General features: G+C 40.4%; 17 protein-coding genes, 1 tRNA gene and 1 riboswitch. Of the genes, 6 read left to right on the top strand and 12 right to left on the bottom strand.

Translation table 11 applies throughout. The features are described from left to right. Positions 1-188: 188 nt before the first annotated feature. From A3KS_RS0105315 to A3KS_RS0105260, 11 genes are all read right to left on the bottom strand, one after another. Positions 189-1,373 carry an acetyl-CoA C-acyltransferase gene (locus A3KS_RS0105315; protein ID WP_026394036.1) on the bottom strand — a complete coding sequence of 395 codons (1,185 nt, stop codon included), beginning with the start codon at positions 1,371-1,373 and terminating at the stop codon, positions 189-191. A 14-nt stretch (positions 1,374-1,387) separates the two neighbouring features. After that, positions 1,388-3,739, bottom strand: a complete 2,352-nt coding sequence (locus tag A3KS_RS0105310; RefSeq protein ID WP_026394035.1) for a 3-hydroxyacyl-CoA dehydrogenase/enoyl-CoA hydratase family protein — start codon at positions 3,737-3,739, stop codon at positions 1,388-1,390. A 101-nt stretch (positions 3,740-3,840) separates the two neighbouring features. After that, positions 3,841-5,139: an acetyl-CoA hydrolase/transferase family protein gene (locus A3KS_RS0105305; RefSeq protein ID WP_026394034.1), complete on the bottom strand. Its 1,299-nt coding sequence runs from the start codon at positions 5,137-5,139 to the stop codon at positions 3,841-3,843. Between the two features lie 41 nt (positions 5,140-5,180). Further along, positions 5,181-5,969, bottom strand: coding sequence for an enoyl-CoA hydratase/isomerase family protein (locus A3KS_RS0105300; RefSeq protein WP_026394033.1), 789 nt, complete (start codon positions 5,967-5,969; stop codon positions 5,181-5,183). Between the two features lie 283 nt (positions 5,970-6,252). Continuing rightward, positions 6,253-7,485, bottom strand: coding sequence for an electron transfer flavoprotein subunit alpha (locus A3KS_RS20160; protein WP_051355675.1), 1,233 nt, complete (start codon positions 7,483-7,485; stop codon positions 6,253-6,255). 24 nt (positions 7,486-7,509) lie between these two features. Continuing rightward, positions 7,510-8,301: an electron transfer flavoprotein subunit beta/FixA family protein gene (locus A3KS_RS0105290; protein ID WP_026394032.1), complete on the bottom strand. Its 792-nt coding sequence runs from the start codon at positions 8,299-8,301 to the stop codon at positions 7,510-7,512. A gap of 11 nt (positions 8,302-8,312) precedes the next feature. After that, a complete protein-coding gene (locus A3KS_RS0105285) occupies positions 8,313-9,446 on the bottom strand; it encodes an acyl-CoA dehydrogenase family protein (protein ID WP_026394031.1) in 1,134 nt (377 codons plus the stop codon). Positions 9,447-9,760: 314 nt separating this feature from the next. Then, positions 9,761-11,677 (bottom strand): sigma-54 interaction domain-containing protein, encoded by a 1,917-nt coding sequence (locus A3KS_RS0105280; RefSeq protein ID WP_026394030.1) that lies wholly within the window; start codon positions 11,675-11,677, stop codon positions 9,761-9,763. A 982-nt stretch (positions 11,678-12,659) separates the two neighbouring features. Continuing rightward, the gene (locus A3KS_RS24005; RefSeq protein ID WP_242834740.1) at positions 12,660-12,797 is read right to left on the bottom strand and encodes a hypothetical protein; all 138 of its coding nucleotides are present in this window, start codon (positions 12,795-12,797) and stop codon (positions 12,660-12,662) included. Positions 12,798-13,120: 323 nt separating this feature from the next. Beyond that, positions 13,121-13,197 (bottom strand) — tRNA-Arg (locus tag A3KS_RS0105265). Positions 13,198-13,296: 99 nt separating this feature from the next. Next, on the bottom strand, positions 13,297-14,163 hold the full coding sequence (locus tag A3KS_RS0105260) for a DUF2238 domain-containing protein (protein WP_035355351.1): 867 nt from the start codon (positions 14,161-14,163) through the stop codon (positions 13,297-13,299). Positions 14,164-14,287: 124 nt separating this feature from the next. Between A3KS_RS0105260 and A3KS_RS0105255 the strand changes: the two genes are divergently transcribed. From A3KS_RS0105255 to A3KS_RS20145, 6 genes are all read left to right on the top strand, one after another. Next, positions 14,288-15,040, top strand: coding sequence for a hypothetical protein (locus A3KS_RS0105255; protein WP_026394028.1), 753 nt, complete (start codon positions 14,288-14,290; stop codon positions 15,038-15,040). Beyond that, positions 15,033-15,227 carry a hypothetical protein gene (locus tag A3KS_RS20150; protein ID WP_035355348.1) on the top strand — a complete coding sequence of 65 codons (195 nt, stop codon included), beginning with the start codon at positions 15,033-15,035 and terminating at the stop codon, positions 15,225-15,227. The genes A3KS_RS0105255 and A3KS_RS20150 overlap by 8 nt, the downstream gene beginning before the upstream one ends. A gap of 75 nt (positions 15,228-15,302) precedes the next feature. Continuing rightward, a riboswitch (molybdenum cofactor riboswitch) is annotated at positions 15,303-15,418 on the top strand. A gap of 95 nt (positions 15,419-15,513) precedes the next feature. Further along, positions 15,514-16,197, top strand: coding sequence for an Ig-like domain-containing domain (locus A3KS_RS0105245; protein WP_026394027.1), 684 nt, complete (start codon positions 15,514-15,516; stop codon positions 16,195-16,197). After that, positions 16,198-17,211, top strand: a complete 1,014-nt coding sequence (locus tag A3KS_RS0105240; RefSeq protein ID WP_026394026.1) for a FecCD family ABC transporter permease — start codon at positions 16,198-16,200, stop codon at positions 17,209-17,211. Further along, entirely contained in the window at positions 17,211-18,020 is an 810-nt protein-coding gene (locus A3KS_RS0105235; protein ID WP_026394025.1) for an ABC transporter ATP-binding protein, read from the top strand. The genes A3KS_RS0105240 and A3KS_RS0105235 overlap by 1 nt, the downstream gene beginning before the upstream one ends. Positions 18,021-18,054: 34 nt before the next feature. After that, positions 18,055-19,137 carry an ABC transporter substrate-binding protein gene (locus A3KS_RS20145; RefSeq protein WP_051355674.1) on the top strand — a complete coding sequence of 361 codons (1,083 nt, stop codon included), beginning with the start codon at positions 18,055-18,057 and terminating at the stop codon, positions 19,135-19,137. Positions 19,138-19,194: 57 nt separating this feature from the next. On the opposite strand, the gene A3KS_RS0105225 is transcribed toward A3KS_RS20145, so the two are convergent. Then, entirely contained in the window at positions 19,195-19,917 is a 723-nt protein-coding gene (locus A3KS_RS0105225) for a gamma-glutamyl-gamma-aminobutyrate hydrolase family protein (RefSeq protein WP_026394024.1), read from the bottom strand. Between the last annotated feature and the right edge of the window lies 1 nt (position 19,918).

Genomic DNA, 19,918 nt, shown 5'->3' with positions numbered 1-19,918 from the left:
ACTTTTGCTTATTCTTTCCAGAACTCAAAGTTGGCTTCTTTATTTATTTTAAGTTTTGCAAACATAGTTTTTCTTTAGGTATTGCATAATAACTTTCATCTAAAATCAAAATTCCAATTTAGTTTCGATTTCATCAATTTTTTCGCAGCATGAATAAATTTAACCTTAAAACAAATTTTCTAGTTTAATTAATCTATATTTTCAAATACCGCAGCTGCACCCATGCCGCCACCAATACACATGCTAACTAATCCGTATTTACTTTTTTTTCTTTTTTTCATTTCTGAAATCAGTTTAATTGTGAGATAAGCACCTGTACAGCCTAGAGGATGTCCTAACGCAATGGCACCGCCGTTAACATTGATTATTTCATTATTCAATTCCAGTTCTTTAATGCATGCTAACGATTGAGATGCAAATGCTTCATTTAGTTCTATTAAGTCAAGATCCTTTAATTCGATTCCAGCTGAACTCACTGCTTTGGGAATGGCTTTAATTGGGCCAATTCCCATTAATGCAGGATCGACACCAGCAACTGCAAAACTCCTAAAAACAGCTAAGGGTTTCATCCCCAACTCCTCTGCTTTTTCCCTACTCATGATTAATACAAACGCAGCACCATCACTAGTTTGCGAAGCATTTCCAGCTGTAACAGTTCCCCCATTTTTAAATACAGTTCTAAGTTTTGCAAGTGTTTCCGATGTAACACCTTTACGAGGTCCCTCATCCATTTTAAATAAGAACTTTTCAATGCATGGATTTCCGTTTTTATCTTTTGCCATTCTGTCTGCTTCTATTGGAATGATTTCATCATAAAATCTATTTTCTTCAATTGCGGATAAAGCTTTTTTATGACTTTCCACTGTAAAAGCATCTTGTGCTTCTCTGGTGATACCATATTTTTCTGCAACGTTTTCTGCCGTCAATCCCATTGATACATATGCATCGGGCTTTTCTTCAATCAGATCAACATCGGGGTGATAAATATTTCCTCCCATTGGCACAACACTCATTGATTCAACGCCACCAGCCAGAACACAATCAGATTGTCCTAACATGATACTATTGGCTGCTATTGAAATCGTCTGTAATCCGGATGAACAAAAGCGGTTCACCGTTTGTGCGGGCACAGAATTTGGCAAGCCAGCCTTAAATGCAATCATTTTTGCTAAGTTAACACCTTGCTCAGCTTCTGGAAACGCGCAACCTACTATAAAATCATCAATTTCTTTTGGATCAAACTCCGGTATTTTTTTTAATAATCCCTTTATCACTTGAGATCCGATTGCTTCCGGTCTTGTTCCTTTTAAGCTTCCTTTTGGCGCTTTTCCGATTGGAGATCTCCCCATCGCTACAATAACTGCTTCCTTTATCATAAATATTCTCCCTAATTTCTTAATGGTTTCCCTTTTGCCAACATATACTCAATTCTTTCTAAAGTTTTTGTTTCACCACATAAACTCAGAAAGGCTTCTTTTTCCAATCCAAGAATATACTCCTCTGAAACAGCCGTTCCTGGAAGCACATCGCCACCAGTGAGTATAAATGCGACCTTGTCAGCAAGAAATGTATCATATTCTGTTATCATCTTGCCATCTTTCATCATGTCAATTCCTATTCGAATTGCACCTCTTCCCGTCTTGCCTGTAACAACCAAATCTTTTTTGATATTTTTACGGAAAGATAAATTGCTCAAAAATAGAGCGACATCTTTTGCTTCTTTTACCTGATATTTCAAATTCATATTAATTTGATCCGTCCCTCTGATGAATCCCAATTTTTTTGCTTCATGAGCACTGCTAGAAACTTTTGCACTTGCAATGGCACTCCAAATATTTTTTACATGATTCACTCGTTCAGCCATACTAACTTTACTAAGCCCTTCCATTCCGCGCCAAAGCAATTCTTTGCATCCACCACCACCTGGCACTAAACCGACACCAAGTTCAACCAAACCCATGTAAGTTTCTGCGTTAGCTACTTGTCTATAACCATGCAATGCAATTTCAGCGCCTCCGCCTAATGTCATTCCATAAGCGGCAGTAACAACTGGTTTGTTACAGTATTTTAATGACATATTTGCATACTGAAATTCTTGAACCATTTTTTCAATTTTTGTCCATGCTTTTTCTTTCGCATATTCTCTAATGAGTGCTAGATTAGCACCAACAGAAAAATTCTTTGCTTGATTTGCAATCACTAATCCCTTATAGTCGCCTTTTTCTACCACTTCTACTGCATTATAAATCATAGAAATGACATCATCTGTGATTGTGTTCCCTTTTGTTTTAAATTCAAGACATACAATTTGATCGCCAATATCTTTTAATGTCGCTCCATTATTTTCATCTATTACTGAAAATTCTGGCGCTGACAAGCGAATATAAGGAACTTTCATGTTTTCAGTTTCATAAAACTTAGCACGTCCTTCACTCATTCGCTTCTCTACCCAATCAGGAATCACTTCACCTTCTTGTTTCATTTTTTCAATTGATTCTTTAACACCAATAGCATCCCATATTTCGAAAGGACCCAACTCCCAATTAAATCCCCATTTCATTGCATTATCAATCTCGATATAATTACTAGTAATTTCTGGTATACAATTAGCACTATACAAAAGATTTGCTTTTATTACTCGCCATGCAAATTCACTCTCTTTTGAATCGCCATATATTAGCTTTATCAATTTGTCTGAAAGTGTTTTTCCGCGTTTAGCAAATTCGACACAATCAATGCTTTCCGGTGTAATTTCAACGTACTCTTTTTCATTATAATCCCAATAGAGTCGCTTTATACCGATTTCAGATTTTATTTTCTTGTAGAAACCGCCATTTGTTTTATCACCTAAGCATTTATTATGCACCATATCCATAACATACTCTGGCACAAGATATTCATCTTTAGCTTTTTCACCAATTTTATTATTGATTACATTATCAGCAACATGAACTAAGATATCAATGCCAACAATATCCATAGTTTTGAAGGTCGCACTTCTTGGTCTACCAATTATTTCTCCAGTTAACAGATCTGCTTTCGGTATGCTGAATCCGTATTCTTCAGTTAATTTTGCGACAGCGATGTTCGCATGGCACCCAATTCGATTAGCAATAAAATTGGGTGTATCTCTTGCAAATACTACGCCTTTACCAAGCTTTTCTGTTGCAAAATCTGCCATAAAATCGATAATTTCTGGAATTGTGTCTCTCGCTGGGATAATTTCAAATAAATTCATATACCGTGGCGGATTAAAGAAATGAGTACCCAAAAACCGTTGTTTAATACTTAAAGGCATATTTTTCACGATTTCATTTATCGAAACACCCGATGTATTTGATGTGATAATCGCATCGGATTTGAGGTATTCACTGATATTTTCCATCAGCTTTTGTTTTACTTCGACATTTTCTAATATAACTTCAATAATCCAATCACAATCTTTTAACATCCCAAGATTATCCGTCAAGTTACCTACTTCAATCATGGCACCCAAATCTGTATCATAAATAGCCTTAAATTTTGGATTTGTAACTTTACTTTTACCTGCAATTGAAAAGCGATTTCTAAATTCATAGCTATCTGTTGATAGCCCTTTAGATTTTTCTTCATCTGTTAAAGCATTTGGAACAATATCAAGCAAACAAACAGGAACACCTGCCCCGACAATATGAGCCGCGATACTTGCCCCCATAACTCCTGCACCTAAAACAGCGACTTTATTAATACTTAAAGTCATATATTTTCCTCTTTTCTATATAGTTATTATTTAGTAGAGCAATTTTATCCAACTTATGAAATGATTGGATAAAACTGCTCATCATTTGGCCAATTTAGAAACTATTTGATTAATTTTGCATGTCTAGCTTTTTCTCTTAAATCATCTCTAAAGTCTGGATGTGCTATTTGAATCATTGCTTCCACTCGATCTGGAATCGATTTATTATATAAATCTGCAATACCGAATTCAGTTACAATATACATCACATCCGATCGAGGTGTCGTAACGATTTGACCGGGTGCAAAATCACACATAATATTAGACCTTAAAGTTCCATTCTTATCTTTGCTTACCGAAGCCAGGCACAAGAAACTCTTTCCACCTTTTGATATTGCTGCACCTCTAACATAATCAACTTGTCCACCAACGCCACTGTATTTTCTATGTCCAATTCCTTCGGAACAAACTTGACCCGTAAGATCAGCCATTAAACATGCATTAATGGAAATGAAATTGTCATTCTTACCAACAGCATATGAATCATTTACTATCCAAATCGGTGCCAGTTCGACATTTCCTCGACCTACGAATTCATATAGTTCCTGACTGCCTAATCCAAATCCACAATAAATTCTTCCGCTAATAACCCCCTTTTTGCAAAGATCATACATTGAATCGGTAAACATTTCCGTGTGCACTGATAAATCTTTTTTTGATTCAAGACCGTAACCAATAGCGTTTGCAAGACCACCTAAACCGATTTGAATACAAGCGCCATCAGGAATTTCATCTAAAATTACATTTGCTATTTTTTGATCAGTTTCACTAATCGGAGGTTGAGGAAATTCTGGCAATTGATGATCATATTCACAAATCCAGGTTACATCATTAACATGAATCTTATTGTATGTACCAAAAACTTTTGGTTGATGTTTGTTAACTTGAACGATTACTTTATCCGCAATTTCACACACCGGTCCAGTCACAGACACTCCCATAGGACCAAAATACAAATAACCATCTTCATCAGGCAGTGATACTTCTGCTAAAACAGTATTAATTCTCGGACCTTCTTTTGATTGATCCAAAATGAGTTTACCAAAGTTCTGAAACTGAACACTGTATAGTTCAACATTGCCAGCTTTTTCATAGGCTCTGTCATATGGTCCATAAAAAGCCGTGTGGTAATTAATATGACCAATATAATCTGGTGATGTCATAAACTTGAATGGATACATTGCTAATGCAGTAGTCATATGGACATCCGTTAGTTCCTTGTATCGATCACATATTGCATCGACAAGTTGTATCGGTGAAGCTGAACATGGACTAATCCAGGCTCGATCGCCGTCTTCAATTTTTGATGCCGCTTCATCTACTGAAATTAATTTACATTTATAATCGTCTTGCCAATTCATCTTTTTTCCTCCTGAGTTTTAATTTCTATTTTAAATAAGACTTATTTCCCAATGAAATTTGCTTTTCTTTTTTCAACAAAAGCAAAGACACCCTCTCTGAAATCCTCAGTTGCTCCGCATTTATTCTGAAGTTGTTCTTCAAGTGTCAAATATTCTTGAAACCCCTTGTACTCGCTTTCAAAAATCAATGCCTTCATTCCAGCAAGTGCTATTGAAGGTGACATTAATAATTGTTCTGCCGTTTTATAAACTGTTTCTTCTAATTTATCAGCTGATACAACTTTATTAATCATCCCAATTGTTAATGCTTCGTCTGCACCCACAGGCCTTCCTGTCATGACAAGTTCAATGGCTTTATTGACCCCAACTGCACGGGTAAGTAAATAAATTCCTCCAGCATCTGGAACTAATCCCAGTTTTACAAAAGCTTGAATAAATTGTGTTTCCTCTGTTGCAAAACAGAAATCACATGCTAATGCCACATTTACTCCAGCCCCAGCTACTGCACCATGGACCGCTGCAATTACTGGTTTTGAAAGTCTTTTTATTCCGTAAGCAACTAATCCAGCTTTTTTTACTGCATCACCAAATTCCATTTCTCCAGACTTGAGTGTTGAATACATGTATTTAATATCCCCTCCAGCACTGAATCCATTTCCAGAACCCGCTAAAACAGCAACTTTTACTTCATCATCATTTTCAATCAATTCAAGCGCCAGAAGTAATTCATCCAACATCGACTCATCCAGTGCGTTTAAATTTTTCGGTGAATTTAGAACGACTTTAGCAACATAATTTTTTACTGAATACTCAATTTTTTTAAATTCCATAGTTGATCTCCTCTTTAAATAAATATTTGCTTATTTTTTTATATCCAAAAACAAGCTAAAACTAAATTAAGCAATTATTATGCCAATTTGCAAATAACCAGTTATTTCTTCTTAAAAACTATTTCTAGGTGGGATATTCTGGTACTTTCTATATTTGTTTTAGATTCTTATTTATCCAAAAGTTGATCGCTCAATAAAAAAAATGCAAATAAAATCCAAATAAAATGCAAATTTGTGCCAAATCTGCGCCATATTGTGCCAAGATGTATACATCAACAAGCAATCATCCATTATTCTTTAAATTTCGTGTCATATATGTGCCATTCTTATAATCTAAAATATGTTTGGTAAACTCTGGGATAACTTCGGTTAAATCACCCACCACTCCGAAATCTGCTACATCGAAAATGGGCGCCTCAGGATCTTTATTTATTGCAATAATAATATCCGAAGATGACATTCCTGCTAAATGTTGAATAGCACCTGAAATACCACAGGCTATATAAACCTTTGGACCAACTGTTTTTCCAGTTTGACCAACTTGATGTAGCGGTGAAATCCATTCTGCATCAACAACAGCTCTTGAGGCACCAACAGTTCCGCTTAGAGCTTCTGCTAAAGATTCAATCATTTCAAAATTTTCTTTTTTTCCTAAACCTCTGCCTCCCGAGACGATAAACTGCGCTTCTTCCAAATTTACGTGATTGGCATCAAAATTTTTAATAAAATTAATCGAACGTGTTCTTATCTTTGCATCATCAATAATTACAGTTTCACTTATCAAATTCCCAGTGCGCATGTCATCCTTTATAGGTTTCTTGAAGACATTCGGTCTAACGGTCCCAATTTGAGGGCGATGCTCCGGACACACGATAGTAGCCATAATATTCCCACCAAAAGCTGGTCGTGTCCATTCAACATTACCTGTTTCTTTGTCAATTCCTAAATCAGTACAATCTGCTGTTAATCCCGTTTTTACCCGGCATGCAACTCTAGGTCCTAAATCTCGACCATTATTAGTTGCACCAATCAAGATAGTCGCCGGCTTATATTTTTCGATTAATGTTGCCATTACATGCGTGTAAACTTCCGTATTATACACCCCATATTGAGGACCTTCAACAATAATAACTTCATCCGCACCATAATTGAATATGCTGTTTGCTACTTTTTGGCTGCCTTCTCCAATAATGACTCCAACGAGCTTCTCCTTATTTTCGTCCGCAAGAAGTCTACCTTGCCCTAATAACTCTAATCCTACATTCCTTGGTACTCCATTATGGAGTTCAATGAACACCCAAACGTGATGATAGTCCGACTTTTCCATCGACGTTACGGTTTTTATCGTTTCTCTTGTGATTGCTTCAACAGGGCAAACATCAAGACAAGCTCCACACAAAGTGCATTTTTCTGTAATGGTCATGTTTTCACCCACCATTTCAATTGCACCAAAGGGACATTGAATTTCACAAACTCCACACTTCACACAACTTTTATCATCAATTTTTATTGACATCAATTTCCTCCTGTTAGAGATAAACTACATACTAAAAACACTATTTTCTAAAATTCTTTCAAACAGTTCAAGTGCCGCTTCTTTATCGTTATCAAGTTGAATCATGGTTCCTGAACTTCTTTTTTTAGGTGAAAAGATCTTTTTAACCTGGGTGGCGGATCCACCAAGTCCAAGGCGACCATTATCGATGTCGAGATCCTCAGCAGTAATGGTTTCAATCTCAACTTTTCTTGCCGCCATTTTACTCTTAATACTGGGATAGCGAGGGATATTAATAGATTTAACCACTGCTAGCAATGCCGGAAGTTCAACTTCAATCACTTCATATCCGTCATCTTGCTCTTTTTCAACCTGAATATTATCTTGTTTCACTAAAATTTTAGAAACAAAAGTAACCTGTGGGACATCTAAAAATTCAGCGATTTCCGGTCCTACTTGAGCTGTGTCACCATCAATTGCCTGTTTGCCACAAAAAATCAAATCAAATTTCCCTATTCTTCTAATTGCCGCTGCTAATGTATAACTGGTAGCCAATGTATCCGCTCCGCTAAAAGCCCGATCACTAACCAGATAAGCTTTATCAGCTCCCAAAGACAAACATTCCCTTAAAGCCTCCACTGCTTGAGGGGGACCCATGGTTAATACAGTTACCGTTCCACCATGAATTTCTTTTAACTGAACTGCTGCTTCAAGAGCATTTTTATCAAATGGATTAATTATGCTTGGTACTCCATGACGAATAAGTGTATTTGTCACTGGATCTATTTTTACTTCACTAGTGTCCGGAACTTGTTTTATACATACTATACTTTCCATTTTTAACCTCCCTAACGTAGCATCTGTCCAGCAATAACAAGCCGTTGAATTTGATTAGTTCCCTCAAATATTTGAAATATCTTAGCATCTCTCATAAGCTTTTCAACCGGATATTCGCGGCTATATCCATATCCAGCTAGAATTTGCACTGCATCGGTTGACACTTTCATTGCAGCATCGCCTGCAAAACATTTTGCAATAGCAGCTGCCTTTGAGACAGGTTTCTTAGCGTCAACCAAAGAAGCTGCATAGCGGGTATACTGACGTGCTGTTTCGGTAGATATCTCCATATCAGCTAACATAAATTGAATCGCTTGAAGCGTTGCAATGGGTTTACCAAATGTCGTTCGCTCTTTTGCGTATTTTACGCAATGATCAATGGCTGCCTGACAAATACCGACTGAACATGCTGCAACATTTGGTCTTGAATAATCAAGTGTTACCATTGCGATTTTGAAACCATCACCTTCATTACCTAATAAATGTGTTTCAGGAATTCTCACATCTTCGAAAATAACATCTGTAGTATTTGATAGACGTATTCCCATTTTATCTTCTTCTTTACCAACTGATACACCCTCTCTATCTCGTTCAACAAGAAATGCCGATAACCCTTTAACCCCTTTACTTGAATCCGTCGTCGCGATAACTGTATAAACATTCGAAACGCCACCATTAGTAATAAAACATTTTCTTCCATTTAAAATGTATTCATTTCCAACTTTTTTTGCTGTTGTTTTTACTGAACCAGCGTCTGAACCTGCATTTGGCTCAGTAAGACAAAATGCTGCAAATGCGCCATGTATGGTTAAATCAGCAAAAAGTTTTTTTTGATTATCGGTTCCTGCAATCAGAACTGGTTTTGCCGCTAAACCTACTGCAGAAACACTTGTTGCAAAACCAGCATCATGTTTTCCCAACTCTTCATTAACTACAGTTGCTGTGACCGCATTGACACCTGAACCTCCAAATTTTTCCGGATATTCTAATGTGTGTAATCCCATTTCAAAAGCTTTTTTGTAAATCTTTATTGGAAATTCACCTTTATGATCATACTCTAAAGCAATCGGATCAATTTCTTTTTCACCGAAATCTTTTACCATTTCCATCAATTCCATTTGTACTTCTGTTAACAAAAAATCCATAGTTTTACTCCTTTTAATATTTAGTGGTGTTCATTCTTTCTACAACCTTAGTTTAGTATTCATTCATTTATTCATTTAAAAAATATTCTTTTCATACTTAAATTTGGATCTCTTTGTAATATTGTGCCATTTTTGCGCCTGAATAATTATATTGTGCCTAAATTGTGCCGTATTTAATTTTTCCAGCTACAAATCCGTTGTTTTTTTAGTTTCAATAAAAAAAAAGAATAGATTGCTTTAAAAAGCTCTCTATTCTTTATAAACACATGTGCCACATTGTGCCATTTATCACAAATGTACTTCAGTAAAAATTATTACAACAAATCATATTCTTCAAGGCGACGGTATAATGTCCGTCTTGAAATCTCTAGATATTCTGCTGTTTTAACCTTATTATTTCGATTGATTTTTAGTGCTTCAATAATTCTTTCTTTCTCACTTAATTCACCCTGAAAATCATTCATTTCCCAAAAATCGAGAGATAAGTAATTTGTAATAATGTCTGCATTTATATTTTTTTCCACTGTTGTACTTAATATTCCCTCCATTAGATTTTGAAGTTCCCGAACATTTCCCGGCCATTGATATTTTAATAACCGTGCTTCTGCATCTGGAGTCAGCTTAGCTTGTTGTCTGTTAATTCTTTTACAAATCCGCTCAATAAAGTAGTATGCAAGAAGAAGAATATCTTCAGTTCTTTTTCTCAATGGTGGTATATTAATACGTATAACGCCTAAACGATAGAATAAGTCTTCACGAAATAAATTGTTCTTAATTTTTTCAGCTAAATTATTATTCGTTGCGGCAATGATTCGAACATCTACTTTGGTTAAAGTATTGCTGCCAATTCGCATAAAGCTCTTTTGTTCAATTACACGAAGCAAGGTCGCTTGTATATCCAAAGGCATATCACCGATTTCATCTAAAAAAAGGGTTCCATTTTTAGCTAATTCAAATTTTCCGATATTGCCACCTTTTCTAGCACCAGTAAATGCACCTTCTTCATAACCAAAAAGCTCACTCCCGATGAGTTCTCTTGAAAAAGATGCACAATTGATAGCAATAAAGGGGCCATTGACACGATCACTACTATTGTGGATGGCTTGAGCAATAACGTCTTTTCCAACTCCACTTTCCCCTAACAGTAACACATTCCCATTAGAAGCTGCTGCAATTCTAGAACGCTCCAAAATTTTCTGATAAATATCACTTTTCCCGATAATGTTGTCAAAGGTATACTGGGCGTTGTTTCCGGTATATTGGTTTATCAATTTATTTATTCGTTGTATAGAATTGATAGCAATGGCGATTCCATTCATATGAAATTTTTCTTCTTTGAATTTTGTAGTACTGATATTAATGCTGAGTTCCTTTTTCCTAACAACAATACTAATCCGTTTATCATTGACTATTATTTTATTATTAATAATTTTCCAAAATTCCTTATTTTTAGGTTCAATTCCGATCAATTCTTCTAATCGTAGATAATAATAATCTTCATTTTTGACATCAAACATTTTAAATATACTGCGACTGATTGTTAAAATTCTATTTTCACCATTAGACTGATCTAAACTAATGACGCCATATCCATCCACCATCTCTCCATATTGATTAATTAGTTTAAACCAAAGGACTTGCAAGTCAATGCTACGGGCAATGCTAACTACTGCTTCTCTTAGATAACTACTCTTAGCTTCGACAGGAACAACCAACATTAATCCACCATATATAAGATCATTTTCAAGCTTAAGCGGATAAAAATAACAAGCTGTTTTAATCAATAATTTGGAAAAGTTCTCTTCACCAGTGAGTTCTATCACTGACTTGCTTTTAATTCCCAATGAAAATGCATTCGTTCCAATAGTGCTTTCATTCCAGATTGTTCGTGGTTCAATACCAATTTCATTTGCCCATTCCTTAAATTCCGAATTACCATATAATTTTAATATGCATCCATCTGCATCAAAAAGAACACATCCGATTTGTTCTCTTGTACTTTCTCTTTCCAATTCACTTAGAATACTGTTTGAATAAATATAGGTTCGTTTAGATTGTCGTTTAATTTGGATGAATTCATTTTCTGTAACTTTTTGAGGTTTGGCAACTAATGGATTTATTCCTTTGTTTATGCTTTTTTCCCAAGAATCATATTTCAGCTGATCCATTTCTTCGCGTTTTTCATGGTATTTATGATTCGCTATCCATTTATTTAGAATTTTGTCTTCCATATACAGTTCTCCTTATCTTTGAAAAGAACATTTATTATTTTCAAGAATCTATTTTTCATTATAATTTATATTTCATTAACTAACCAATATTTTCTATTATTTTTTTATTTTTCTTAATTGCAATTTATAACTATATTTGAAATGTTGAATTAAAATTTATTATTAAACACAATTAAACCTTGATAGACTTAATGAATGAACAATATTTAAAATAGTTCAACTGAAATCATCAGTTAGAGCCAAAACACATTATCCTGGTAGTTTTTACAATGGGAAGTAGGAACAAAAATATTGATGAAATAAATCCTGCAACCAATATTCTTCTCCACAACATACCATCTCGGTTTTTCATATTAAACATAACATCTTTGTTCTTAATTCGACAAAGGTAACGTATCCCCTGTCCACCTACCATCAAAGATGATCTAATTCTGATATCAAAGATAAAGGCAACTTCTAACTCTCGGCCATCATCTCATAATATTTTCATTGAAATGATCTTTCCAGCTCCTTCAAATTTTGCAATCATCGACACAAACTTCTTCAAAGCCCCAAATGAAAAAAAGCCTCCAGCCGATTTGATCGAACAAAGACTTCATAAAACAAAACTTGTTCAAGTTTTAAATTTTCATATTAATAAGAATCTGATACCCTTATCTGTTGGTTAGACCCGACTGATCAAAGCAATGTTATTGTCAAAATTCGACGCCATTCTTAAAAATTCTCCGGTGTCTAAATCGGTGTTAAAATACCCATAAGGGAAGTTTTAAAACGGTATTGACATAATCAGCTTTTTCAAATGAACCTCCCCTTTGTGGTATTGTTTTCATTGTAAGATTAACGAACTGTTTTGTCAAATTATGAAATATATTCTGCAACTAATGCTCCTTCCCTTCAAAAAACCATTTTGGCTTTTCATAATAGACATAAACGTCCTTGTTTTTAATTCGACAAAGATACCGGGTTACCTGTCCGCCTACATTCAAAGACGATCTAGCCGGATATCAAAGATAAAGTCAATGTTAAACTCTCGACCATCTTCCCACAATAGCTTCATCGGAATGATCTTTCCATCTTTTTCAAATTTTGCAATCACCGGCACAAACTTCTTCACCGCCATAAAAGCATCTCCTTCTAAAAATATGAAATGGGATAGATGACATGATCTTTTTTAGCATCCAAACAACCCATCGGATCGTCAATCGTTACAGCTCGCCGCACCACCAGATTGCCAAATCGTTTTTCAAGCCATCAACGGTATCAAGCAGTCTTGCCGAGTAAGTATGTAACAATAACACATGTCCCGTTTTAACAGTTGCTGAAATATTGGATGAATTTCTCAATACAAACAAACGAATGTCTCAGCGTTGTTCCATCTCACACCTTAATTTCAAATATAAAAAAACCACCTATAAAATATAGATGGCAATAAAATCAATAAAATGGCGTGCCCTGAGGGATTCGAACCCCCGACCTTCCGGTTCGTAGCCGAACGCTCTATCCAGCTGAGCCAAGGGCACGCATATCGTGACCTAGGATACTTCCGTTGGCCACGAAAGTTATTATAGCACATTCAAATCGAGAATAAAAGTCTTTTTTTGATAATTTTAGATATTTTTTCACAAATCGTGGTGGTGCTTGTTTTCGTAGTGTTCCCGTTCTTCTAAAATCTCCGCTGCGGTTTTTCGACGGGGCATAAACCGCTTGGCAAATTTCCCTTTACTGCGGTTTTTAATATAAAAATAACCAAGGATTGAAAAAGTCACCGCCCCAATAAAATTGACAAAAAGGTCATTCATGGTGTCGTACAAACCAATATCGATGTAGCCCCCGTAATGCCAGGATACCCCATTGACTACCATGCTATCGATGGGCATCACTACTGCCACATTTTTGCCCTCGGGATTGAAAATTACTGAGCTGATCACCGTCTGAATGGAATCCTTCTGCATATCGGTTTGAAAAAACATATCCATTCCAAACTCAAAAAACTCCCATACCACTCCCACTGTCATCGAAAAACAAAAGGCTACCAGGGCTACAAAAATCGGTGACAGCGAAAAGGTCACTTTTTCATTACGGTTAAGGATGTCAATCATTGAGAAACCGATGGCCGCACAGAGAAACCCGTTGATAGTATGGAGCATGTCATCCCAGCGATCAAAAATCAGATAATACTCATTAATTTCCCCGAGGATTTCAGCACCAAAGATAAACAAGAGTATGATGATTTCCAAAGTTCCAGGGAGGACAATATTCATCCGTTTGTTGAGAAAGTTTGGAATCATAAAGAGAATCAGGGTCAGCACACAAAGAAACACGTTATTATAATTCCGGTTGAAAATCTCGGCAACTAATACCATCACCACTAAAATCCGTAGCGAAACATAAACAAAAGCCTTGATTCTATTTTCCCTGGCCTCTTCCCAAAAATCCCTGAGATGCTCAAGCAGCCACATTTTTCTATCTATTTTTGTTTTTGTCATCGGCATTCTCTTTCATTTTTGTAGTGATCTTATCATTATAACATCATTCCTCAGCAGTTTACAATTATTATAACTTCACTTATAATGACTATATTCAGTAAATTAAACCAAGGAGCTTTCAGATATGAAATTTTACCTTTGCATTGATGACACCGACAACCTCGATTCCATCGGTACCGGAACCATCGCCGAGCAGATCCGGGAAAAAATCATCCGCCAGGGTTACGGACCTTGTTCACTCGTGACCCGACACCAGCTTTATATTCATGAGGATATCCCCTATACCTCACATAACAGCTCGATGTGTTTTCACGGCGAAGCCCCGGATGAGGCCCTGACCACCATCATCGATCTGGCCGCCGAGCACCTTGATACCGTTGCCGCAGTAGGCTCGGACCCCGGTCTATGCGTGCTGGCCTATGATGAAAGCTGTCATTACGATGAGCTGATGGAATTTGGCATCCAGGCCAAACAGACAGTTTTGACCAAAGCGGACGCCCTGACCTGCGCCCACAATCACCAGCTCCACCTGTCTGAACATGGCGGTACCGGGCAGGGTATAATCGGCGCCCTGGCCGGCGTCGGCCTGCGATTATTCGGCTGTGATGGCGAAATCAAAGGGGCCCTGAAAAATGCCGCAATCAACCAGACCTACGCAGTTGCCGAACTGAAAAAGCTGCCCGAAGTCGAGCAGGTGCTGGACCTCACCAGCAAGGAGACGCTGGCTGACACGACCCTGATCAGCCTGGCCAATCGCTCCAAAACGGTGCTGTACCGCAATCAGTATGTGCTTTTCGTCCGCAAAGACGACAACAATCAGTATGCCACCCTACCCAAAGCTGAAATTCGCCGACTGGGCGAACATTTCTATGTCTGATCAGCACCAGCTTCCGATGGAAGCCTGGAATCAAGGTCAGTCCATCGCCTTGAGCTGCCCTGAATTTAAGCCCGACGTGGAAGAAGAATGGCTGGCCGAAGAAACCGTCTCCTGCTATAATTGCCGCTACCGGCGCTTTGTCGGAGCGGGAATTTGTTGTATGAAATCTTTATTCCCTGATTTATGATTCAATTCCCCGGGCGTTGACAAGTCGCTTCATTTATCATATCGTTACTCATGGATTTATCGATCATCAACTAAATCAAAATATTAATTCCGAGCCTTTGTTCCTAACGACACTCTATGGATCAAGGCCGATAGGGTTTAAATGGAAACGTTTAGGCCTCCACGTTGGGAAGGAGTTAATTAACCACCAGTTGCGACAGCCATTGCTGTCCAAATGCGGATTAATTAATAAAGACCAGCCGGTCTTTATTTTTTATGGATAATATTCTAAAATTACGGAGGAAAACATGAAACCCAAAAACTTTTCAAAAACAATCCTGTCTTTATTGTTAATCAGTCTGCTGGCCTTTGGCTGCTGCGGCAGTGTGATAGCAGCCGGCGGTGACGGTTCCGGCGGCGGCAGTGGCGATGGTTCCGGTGGTGGTGGCGGGTCTGCTACTGAAACCACGACTGATACCAGCACAGTACCAGGCAGCGGTGATAACACCGGCGGCGGCAGTACTGAACCGCTGACCATTGTGACCGCCAGCCCGGCTGATAAGGCCACTGATATCGCCGTTGATACGCAAATCAAACTGGAATTCAGCAAAAATGTGGCCTATGCCACAGTCCGGGACGCCAACCTCAAAGCCGTTAGCCTCTGGGCCGGGGATCAGCCAATCGCAGCCGAAATCACCATGGCCGATGATCAATTGAACCCGGAGCTGCGTAATTTCATCAACATCATACCCGGCGCACCCCTCCAGGAAGGTACGGTTTACACCATCAAGGTTGATAGCACCCTCAGCTCCAAAAGCGGAGATGTCCTGACCGCACCGCTCGCCCTAACCTTTACCACCGTCGGTGCCGCTGAAGTTGCCAGTACTACTGCTAGCGGTAACTCTTATGGGAGTACCATCGGACTCATCATCGTTCTGATGGTCATTGCGATTGTCGTTGGGGCGGTCGTCATCAGACGCAAAAAAGCTTAAATGTCACCATCTAAAAAGACGATTGTCACCCTCATTCTGATCGCGCTTCCGATCCTCTTTTTCTTTGGAACCATCTGTATCGGACGTTATTACGTTTCTTTAACGGACATCTTTCTGACGCTCTGGCAGGGGCTCACCGGCAACAACAGCGGTGTCAGTGCCGAAACCACCACCGTGATTCTGCAGATCCGTCTGCCCCGAGCCTTTCAGGGGGCGATGGTGGGGGCGGCCCTGGGAGCTAGCGGCGCCGCCTTTCAGAGTCTCTTTCGCAATCCCCTGGTTTCCAGCGGCATTCTGGGGGTTTCAGCCGGAGCCGGCTTCGGTGCCGCCCTGGCCATTGTGTTATTCAACACGGTTTTTCTGACCCCCTTGTTCGCCTTTGGCTTTGGGATCCTGGCGGTAATTCTCAGCTATTTTGCCGGAAAAATCGACAACACCTCTACCACCATCACCCTAGTGTTGGGTGGTACTATTATTCAGTCGATTTTTTCAGCCCTGATCTCACTACTTAAATATCTGGCCGATACTGCCACCCAGCTACCGGTGATCACCTTCTGGCTAATGGGCAGTCTGGCATCAACCAAAACCGCTGATGTCTATCTGGCCTTGATCCCGATGGCGTTGGGCATGAGCGGGATGCTGATCCTGCGTTACCGGCTCAACGTCCTATCCATGGGTGATCGTGAGGCCCGGACCTTGGGGATCAATGTCATTGCCAATAAAGCCGCCGTCATTGCCTTTGCCACCCTGGCTACTGCCGGGGCCGTCTGCGTCAGTGGCATCGTCGGCTGGATCGGATTGATCATCCCCCATGTGGGCCGGATGCTGGTGGGCAATGACAACAAGTGGCTGGTGCCAGCCAGTATGTCCCTAGGGGCCTGTTTTGTGATTTTCTGCGACACCCTGTGCCGTAGCCTGACCGGCGGCGAAATCCCGCTGGGGATTGTGACCGCTTTGATTGGCGGCCCATTTTTTATTTACCTGCTTAAAAAAACCAAAGGAAGGAGCTGGTGATGACCGTGTTACGTTTAAACAACCTGAGTTTTGGTTACAACCCCCGACAGCTGATTTTTGAGGACATCAGTTTTGCCGTCCATCCCGGCGAGGTCTTTTGCATCATCGGCCCCAACGGCTGCGGCAAAACCACCCTGATCGACAGTATCCTGGGCATCAACCAGCCCCAACAGGGAACGATTGAAGTCGGCGGCACCGATCTGGCTCAGTTGAAACCGCGGGAATTCGCTCAACAGATTGCCTATGTGCCCCAGAGTCATACCAAAACCTTTCCTTATACGGTGCTGGATATTGTCGTGATGGGCCGGACTACTGCCACCCGGGGCTTTGGTTCGCCGGACGCCAGCCAGCGGCAACGAGCCCGGGAAAGCCTTGAACAGGTGGGTTTGCAGGGTTTTGAGGAACGGCTTTACACTGAACTCAGCGGCGGCGAACTGCAACTGGTGCTGATTGCCCGGGCTTTAACCCAGGACGCCCACATCATGGTACTAGATGAACCCACCGCCCATCTGGATTTTCGCCATGAGCTGATGGTGATGGAAATTATCACCTGGCTGGTCAAAGAAAAGGAACTCACCATTGTCATGGCCACCCATTTTCTCAACCAGGCCTTTTATCTTGAAAATGCGGCGGTACCTACCCGGGTCGCTTTAATGGACCAGGGCAAAATTGCCGCCATCGGCACCCCCTCCGAGGTGATTACCAAAAGTAATCTCAAAGACGTCTTTAAAATCAGCTCCACCACCGGCACCACCGACGAAGAAGGGATTCAGCGGAAATTTATCGTACCATTAAAAAACATTCGCTGATTGGCTTATCTATTTATCAAGAAAGGATCTCTTTATGCGCAAAAAAACAAGTTTTCTCACCAGCTGTTTGCTGATGATCGGACTAATACTGATCATCAGCAGCGGCTGCCAGACTCAAAGCCAAACTGCGGCGGTACCAACCAAAATAATCGTGGATTGTCTAGACCGGGAGGTGGTAATCCCAGCTGATCCCCAACGGGTGGCCTGTCTTTACGCCTCCACCGCTCATATCATGGCGATGCTGGGCCAGGAAGACAAGATCGTCGGAATCCCCAACGGCATTAAGCGGGATGTGCTGATGGCCTACAAGCGACCGGATATCGCCTCAGTATCGGTGCCGTTTAATGACGGTGCCATCAATATTGAAGAATTGCTGGCCACCAACACCGATCTGGTGCTGCTGCGCCAAAGCACCGCCGATAATACTGGAGAAATCGAAAAACTCGATAAGGCCGGGATTCCCTGGGTGGTCATCGACTATGCCAGCCTGGCTGGTCTCCAAAAAGCGATCACCGTCACTGGCCAGGTTTTTAACCAGGAACAACGGGCCGCCGACTATAATGCGGCGGCGGAACAAACCCTGGCACTGATTTCCCAGCGGGTCACCAGCCTACCGGATTCTGCCCGGCCCCGGGTTTACCATGCTGTCAATGAGGCGGCCCGGACTGACCTGGCTGGTGATCTCTGCAGCCAGATCACCGATGCTGCCGGGATCATCAATGTCTCCACCCAGGGCGGTAGTTTGATCACCGATGCTGAGAAAACCATGACCACCCTGGAACAGATCTACAGCTGGAATCCCGATGCCATTATTGCCAATGACATCAATGCCAGCAAATATATGCTCACCGATCCCAAATGGTCGGGATTAAAAGCTGTCACCGAACAACAGGTCATCACCCTGCCAGTGGGCGTCACTCGCTGGGGCCACCCCGGTTCGATGGAATCCCATATGGCGGCCTTATTTATCGCCACCACCTTTTATCCCAAGCTATTTGCCGATGTGGATCTGACCCAGACCGTCAAAGACTATTATCAGCAATGGTTTGATCTCACGCTTAGCGATGCTGATGTGGCAGCAATCCTATCCGGCGAAGGGATGCGGCTGGCTAAATAGCTCTACCTATTGCCTATAAAAAAGGATTCCCTGCTGGATAATGCAGGGAATCCTTTTTTAATCACGGCAGGCAGCCACAAAAGCCTGTAGAATTTTTAAAGTACTGTCATCCTGTTGCCATAAAAACTCGGGATGCCATTGCACCGCCAGGCCGAAACTAAGCCCCCGGATTTCCACTGCTTCCACCAGGCCGTCCGCGCTTGCGGCAGCGGCAATCAGTTGGGGCGCTAATCGGGCAATGGCCTGATGATGCATACTGTTAACCCGGATCGTTTCCGTCCCGATGATTTCATATAACCGGGAATTCGTTGCGATGCTGACCTCATGAACGGGAAATTCATAGTTATTTTGTTGAAAATGTTGAATCGGCAGTTCCCGTTTTACCTGCTTATTAATATCCTGATAAAGTGTTCCGCCCAAGGCAACGTTAATTAACTGGAGTCCCCGACAGACCCCGAAAATTGGTTTATCCCGGTCCATCACAGCCCGTAGCAGCCGCAATTCCAGCTGATCTCTTGGCGGGTAAATCTCGTTGCTGTATTTTAGCAAGGCTTCGCCATAATACTGGGGATCGACATCCTGACCACCGCTGAAGACAAACCCATCCAGTCGCTCAGCAATGGCTTCAATATCCTCATTACGATTTAAAATTGAAAGAATCACCGGGATTCCACCCGCCTCAGTAATCCCCTCGGGATAGCCTGGGTACATCCAGATACTCTTCTTGATACTGTCATATAATGGTAAAATCCCAATTAAGGGCTTTTTTTCAGAATTCATC

Source organism: Acetobacterium malicum subsp. dehalogenans DSM 11527, assembly GCF_000472665.1.
Classification (GTDB): domain Bacteria; phylum Bacillota; class Clostridia; order Eubacteriales; family Eubacteriaceae; genus Acetobacterium; species Acetobacterium malicum.
This window is presented reverse-complemented; position numbering and strand designations above follow the sequence as displayed.

Coding starts and splice junctions, on each gene's coding strand:
- A3KS_RS0105300 (WP_026394033.1), bottom strand. CDS start 5,969: ATGGAATTTAAAAAAATTGAGTATTCAGTAAAAAATTATGTTGCTAAA.
- A3KS_RS24005 (WP_242834740.1), bottom strand. CDS start 12,797: ATGGCGGTGAAGAAGTTTGTGCCGGTGATTGCAAAATTTGAAAAAGAT.
- A3KS_RS0105280 (WP_026394030.1), bottom strand. CDS start 11,677: ATGGAAGACAAAATTCTAAATAAATGGATAGCGAATCATAAATACCAT.
- A3KS_RS0105260 (WP_035355351.1), bottom strand. CDS start 14,163: ATGACAAAAACAAAAATAGATAGAAAAATGTGGCTGCTTGAGCATCTC.
- A3KS_RS0105305 (WP_026394034.1), bottom strand. CDS start 5,139: ATGAATTGGCAAGACGATTATAAATGTAAATTAATTTCAGTAGATGAA.
- A3KS_RS0105310 (WP_026394035.1), bottom strand. CDS start 3,739: ATGACTTTAAGTATTAATAAAGTCGCTGTTTTAGGTGCAGGAGTTATG.
- A3KS_RS20150 (WP_035355348.1), top strand. CDS start 15,033: ATGTCTGATCAGCACCAGCTTCCGATGGAAGCCTGGAATCAAGGTCAG.
- A3KS_RS20160 (WP_051355675.1), bottom strand. CDS start 7,485: ATGTCAATAAAAATTGATGATAAAAGTTGTGTGAAGTGTGGAGTTTGT.
- A3KS_RS0105240 (WP_026394026.1), top strand. CDS start 16,198: ATGTCACCATCTAAAAAGACGATTGTCACCCTCATTCTGATCGCGCTT.
- A3KS_RS0105245 (WP_026394027.1), top strand. CDS start 15,514: ATGAAACCCAAAAACTTTTCAAAAACAATCCTGTCTTTATTGTTAATC.
- A3KS_RS0105290 (WP_026394032.1), bottom strand. CDS start 8,301: ATGGAAAGTATAGTATGTATAAAACAAGTTCCGGACACTAGTGAAGTA.
- A3KS_RS0105225 (WP_026394024.1), bottom strand. CDS start 19,917: ATGAATTCTGAAAAAAAGCCCTTAATTGGGATTTTACCATTATATGAC.
- A3KS_RS0105235 (WP_026394025.1), top strand. CDS start 17,211: ATGACCGTGTTACGTTTAAACAACCTGAGTTTTGGTTACAACCCCCGA.
- A3KS_RS0105255 (WP_026394028.1), top strand. CDS start 14,288: ATGAAATTTTACCTTTGCATTGATGACACCGACAACCTCGATTCCATC.
- A3KS_RS0105285 (WP_026394031.1), bottom strand. CDS start 9,446: ATGGATTTTTTGTTAACAGAAGTACAAATGGAATTGATGGAAATGGTA.
- A3KS_RS20145 (WP_051355674.1), top strand. CDS start 18,055: ATGCGCAAAAAAACAAGTTTTCTCACCAGCTGTTTGCTGATGATCGGA.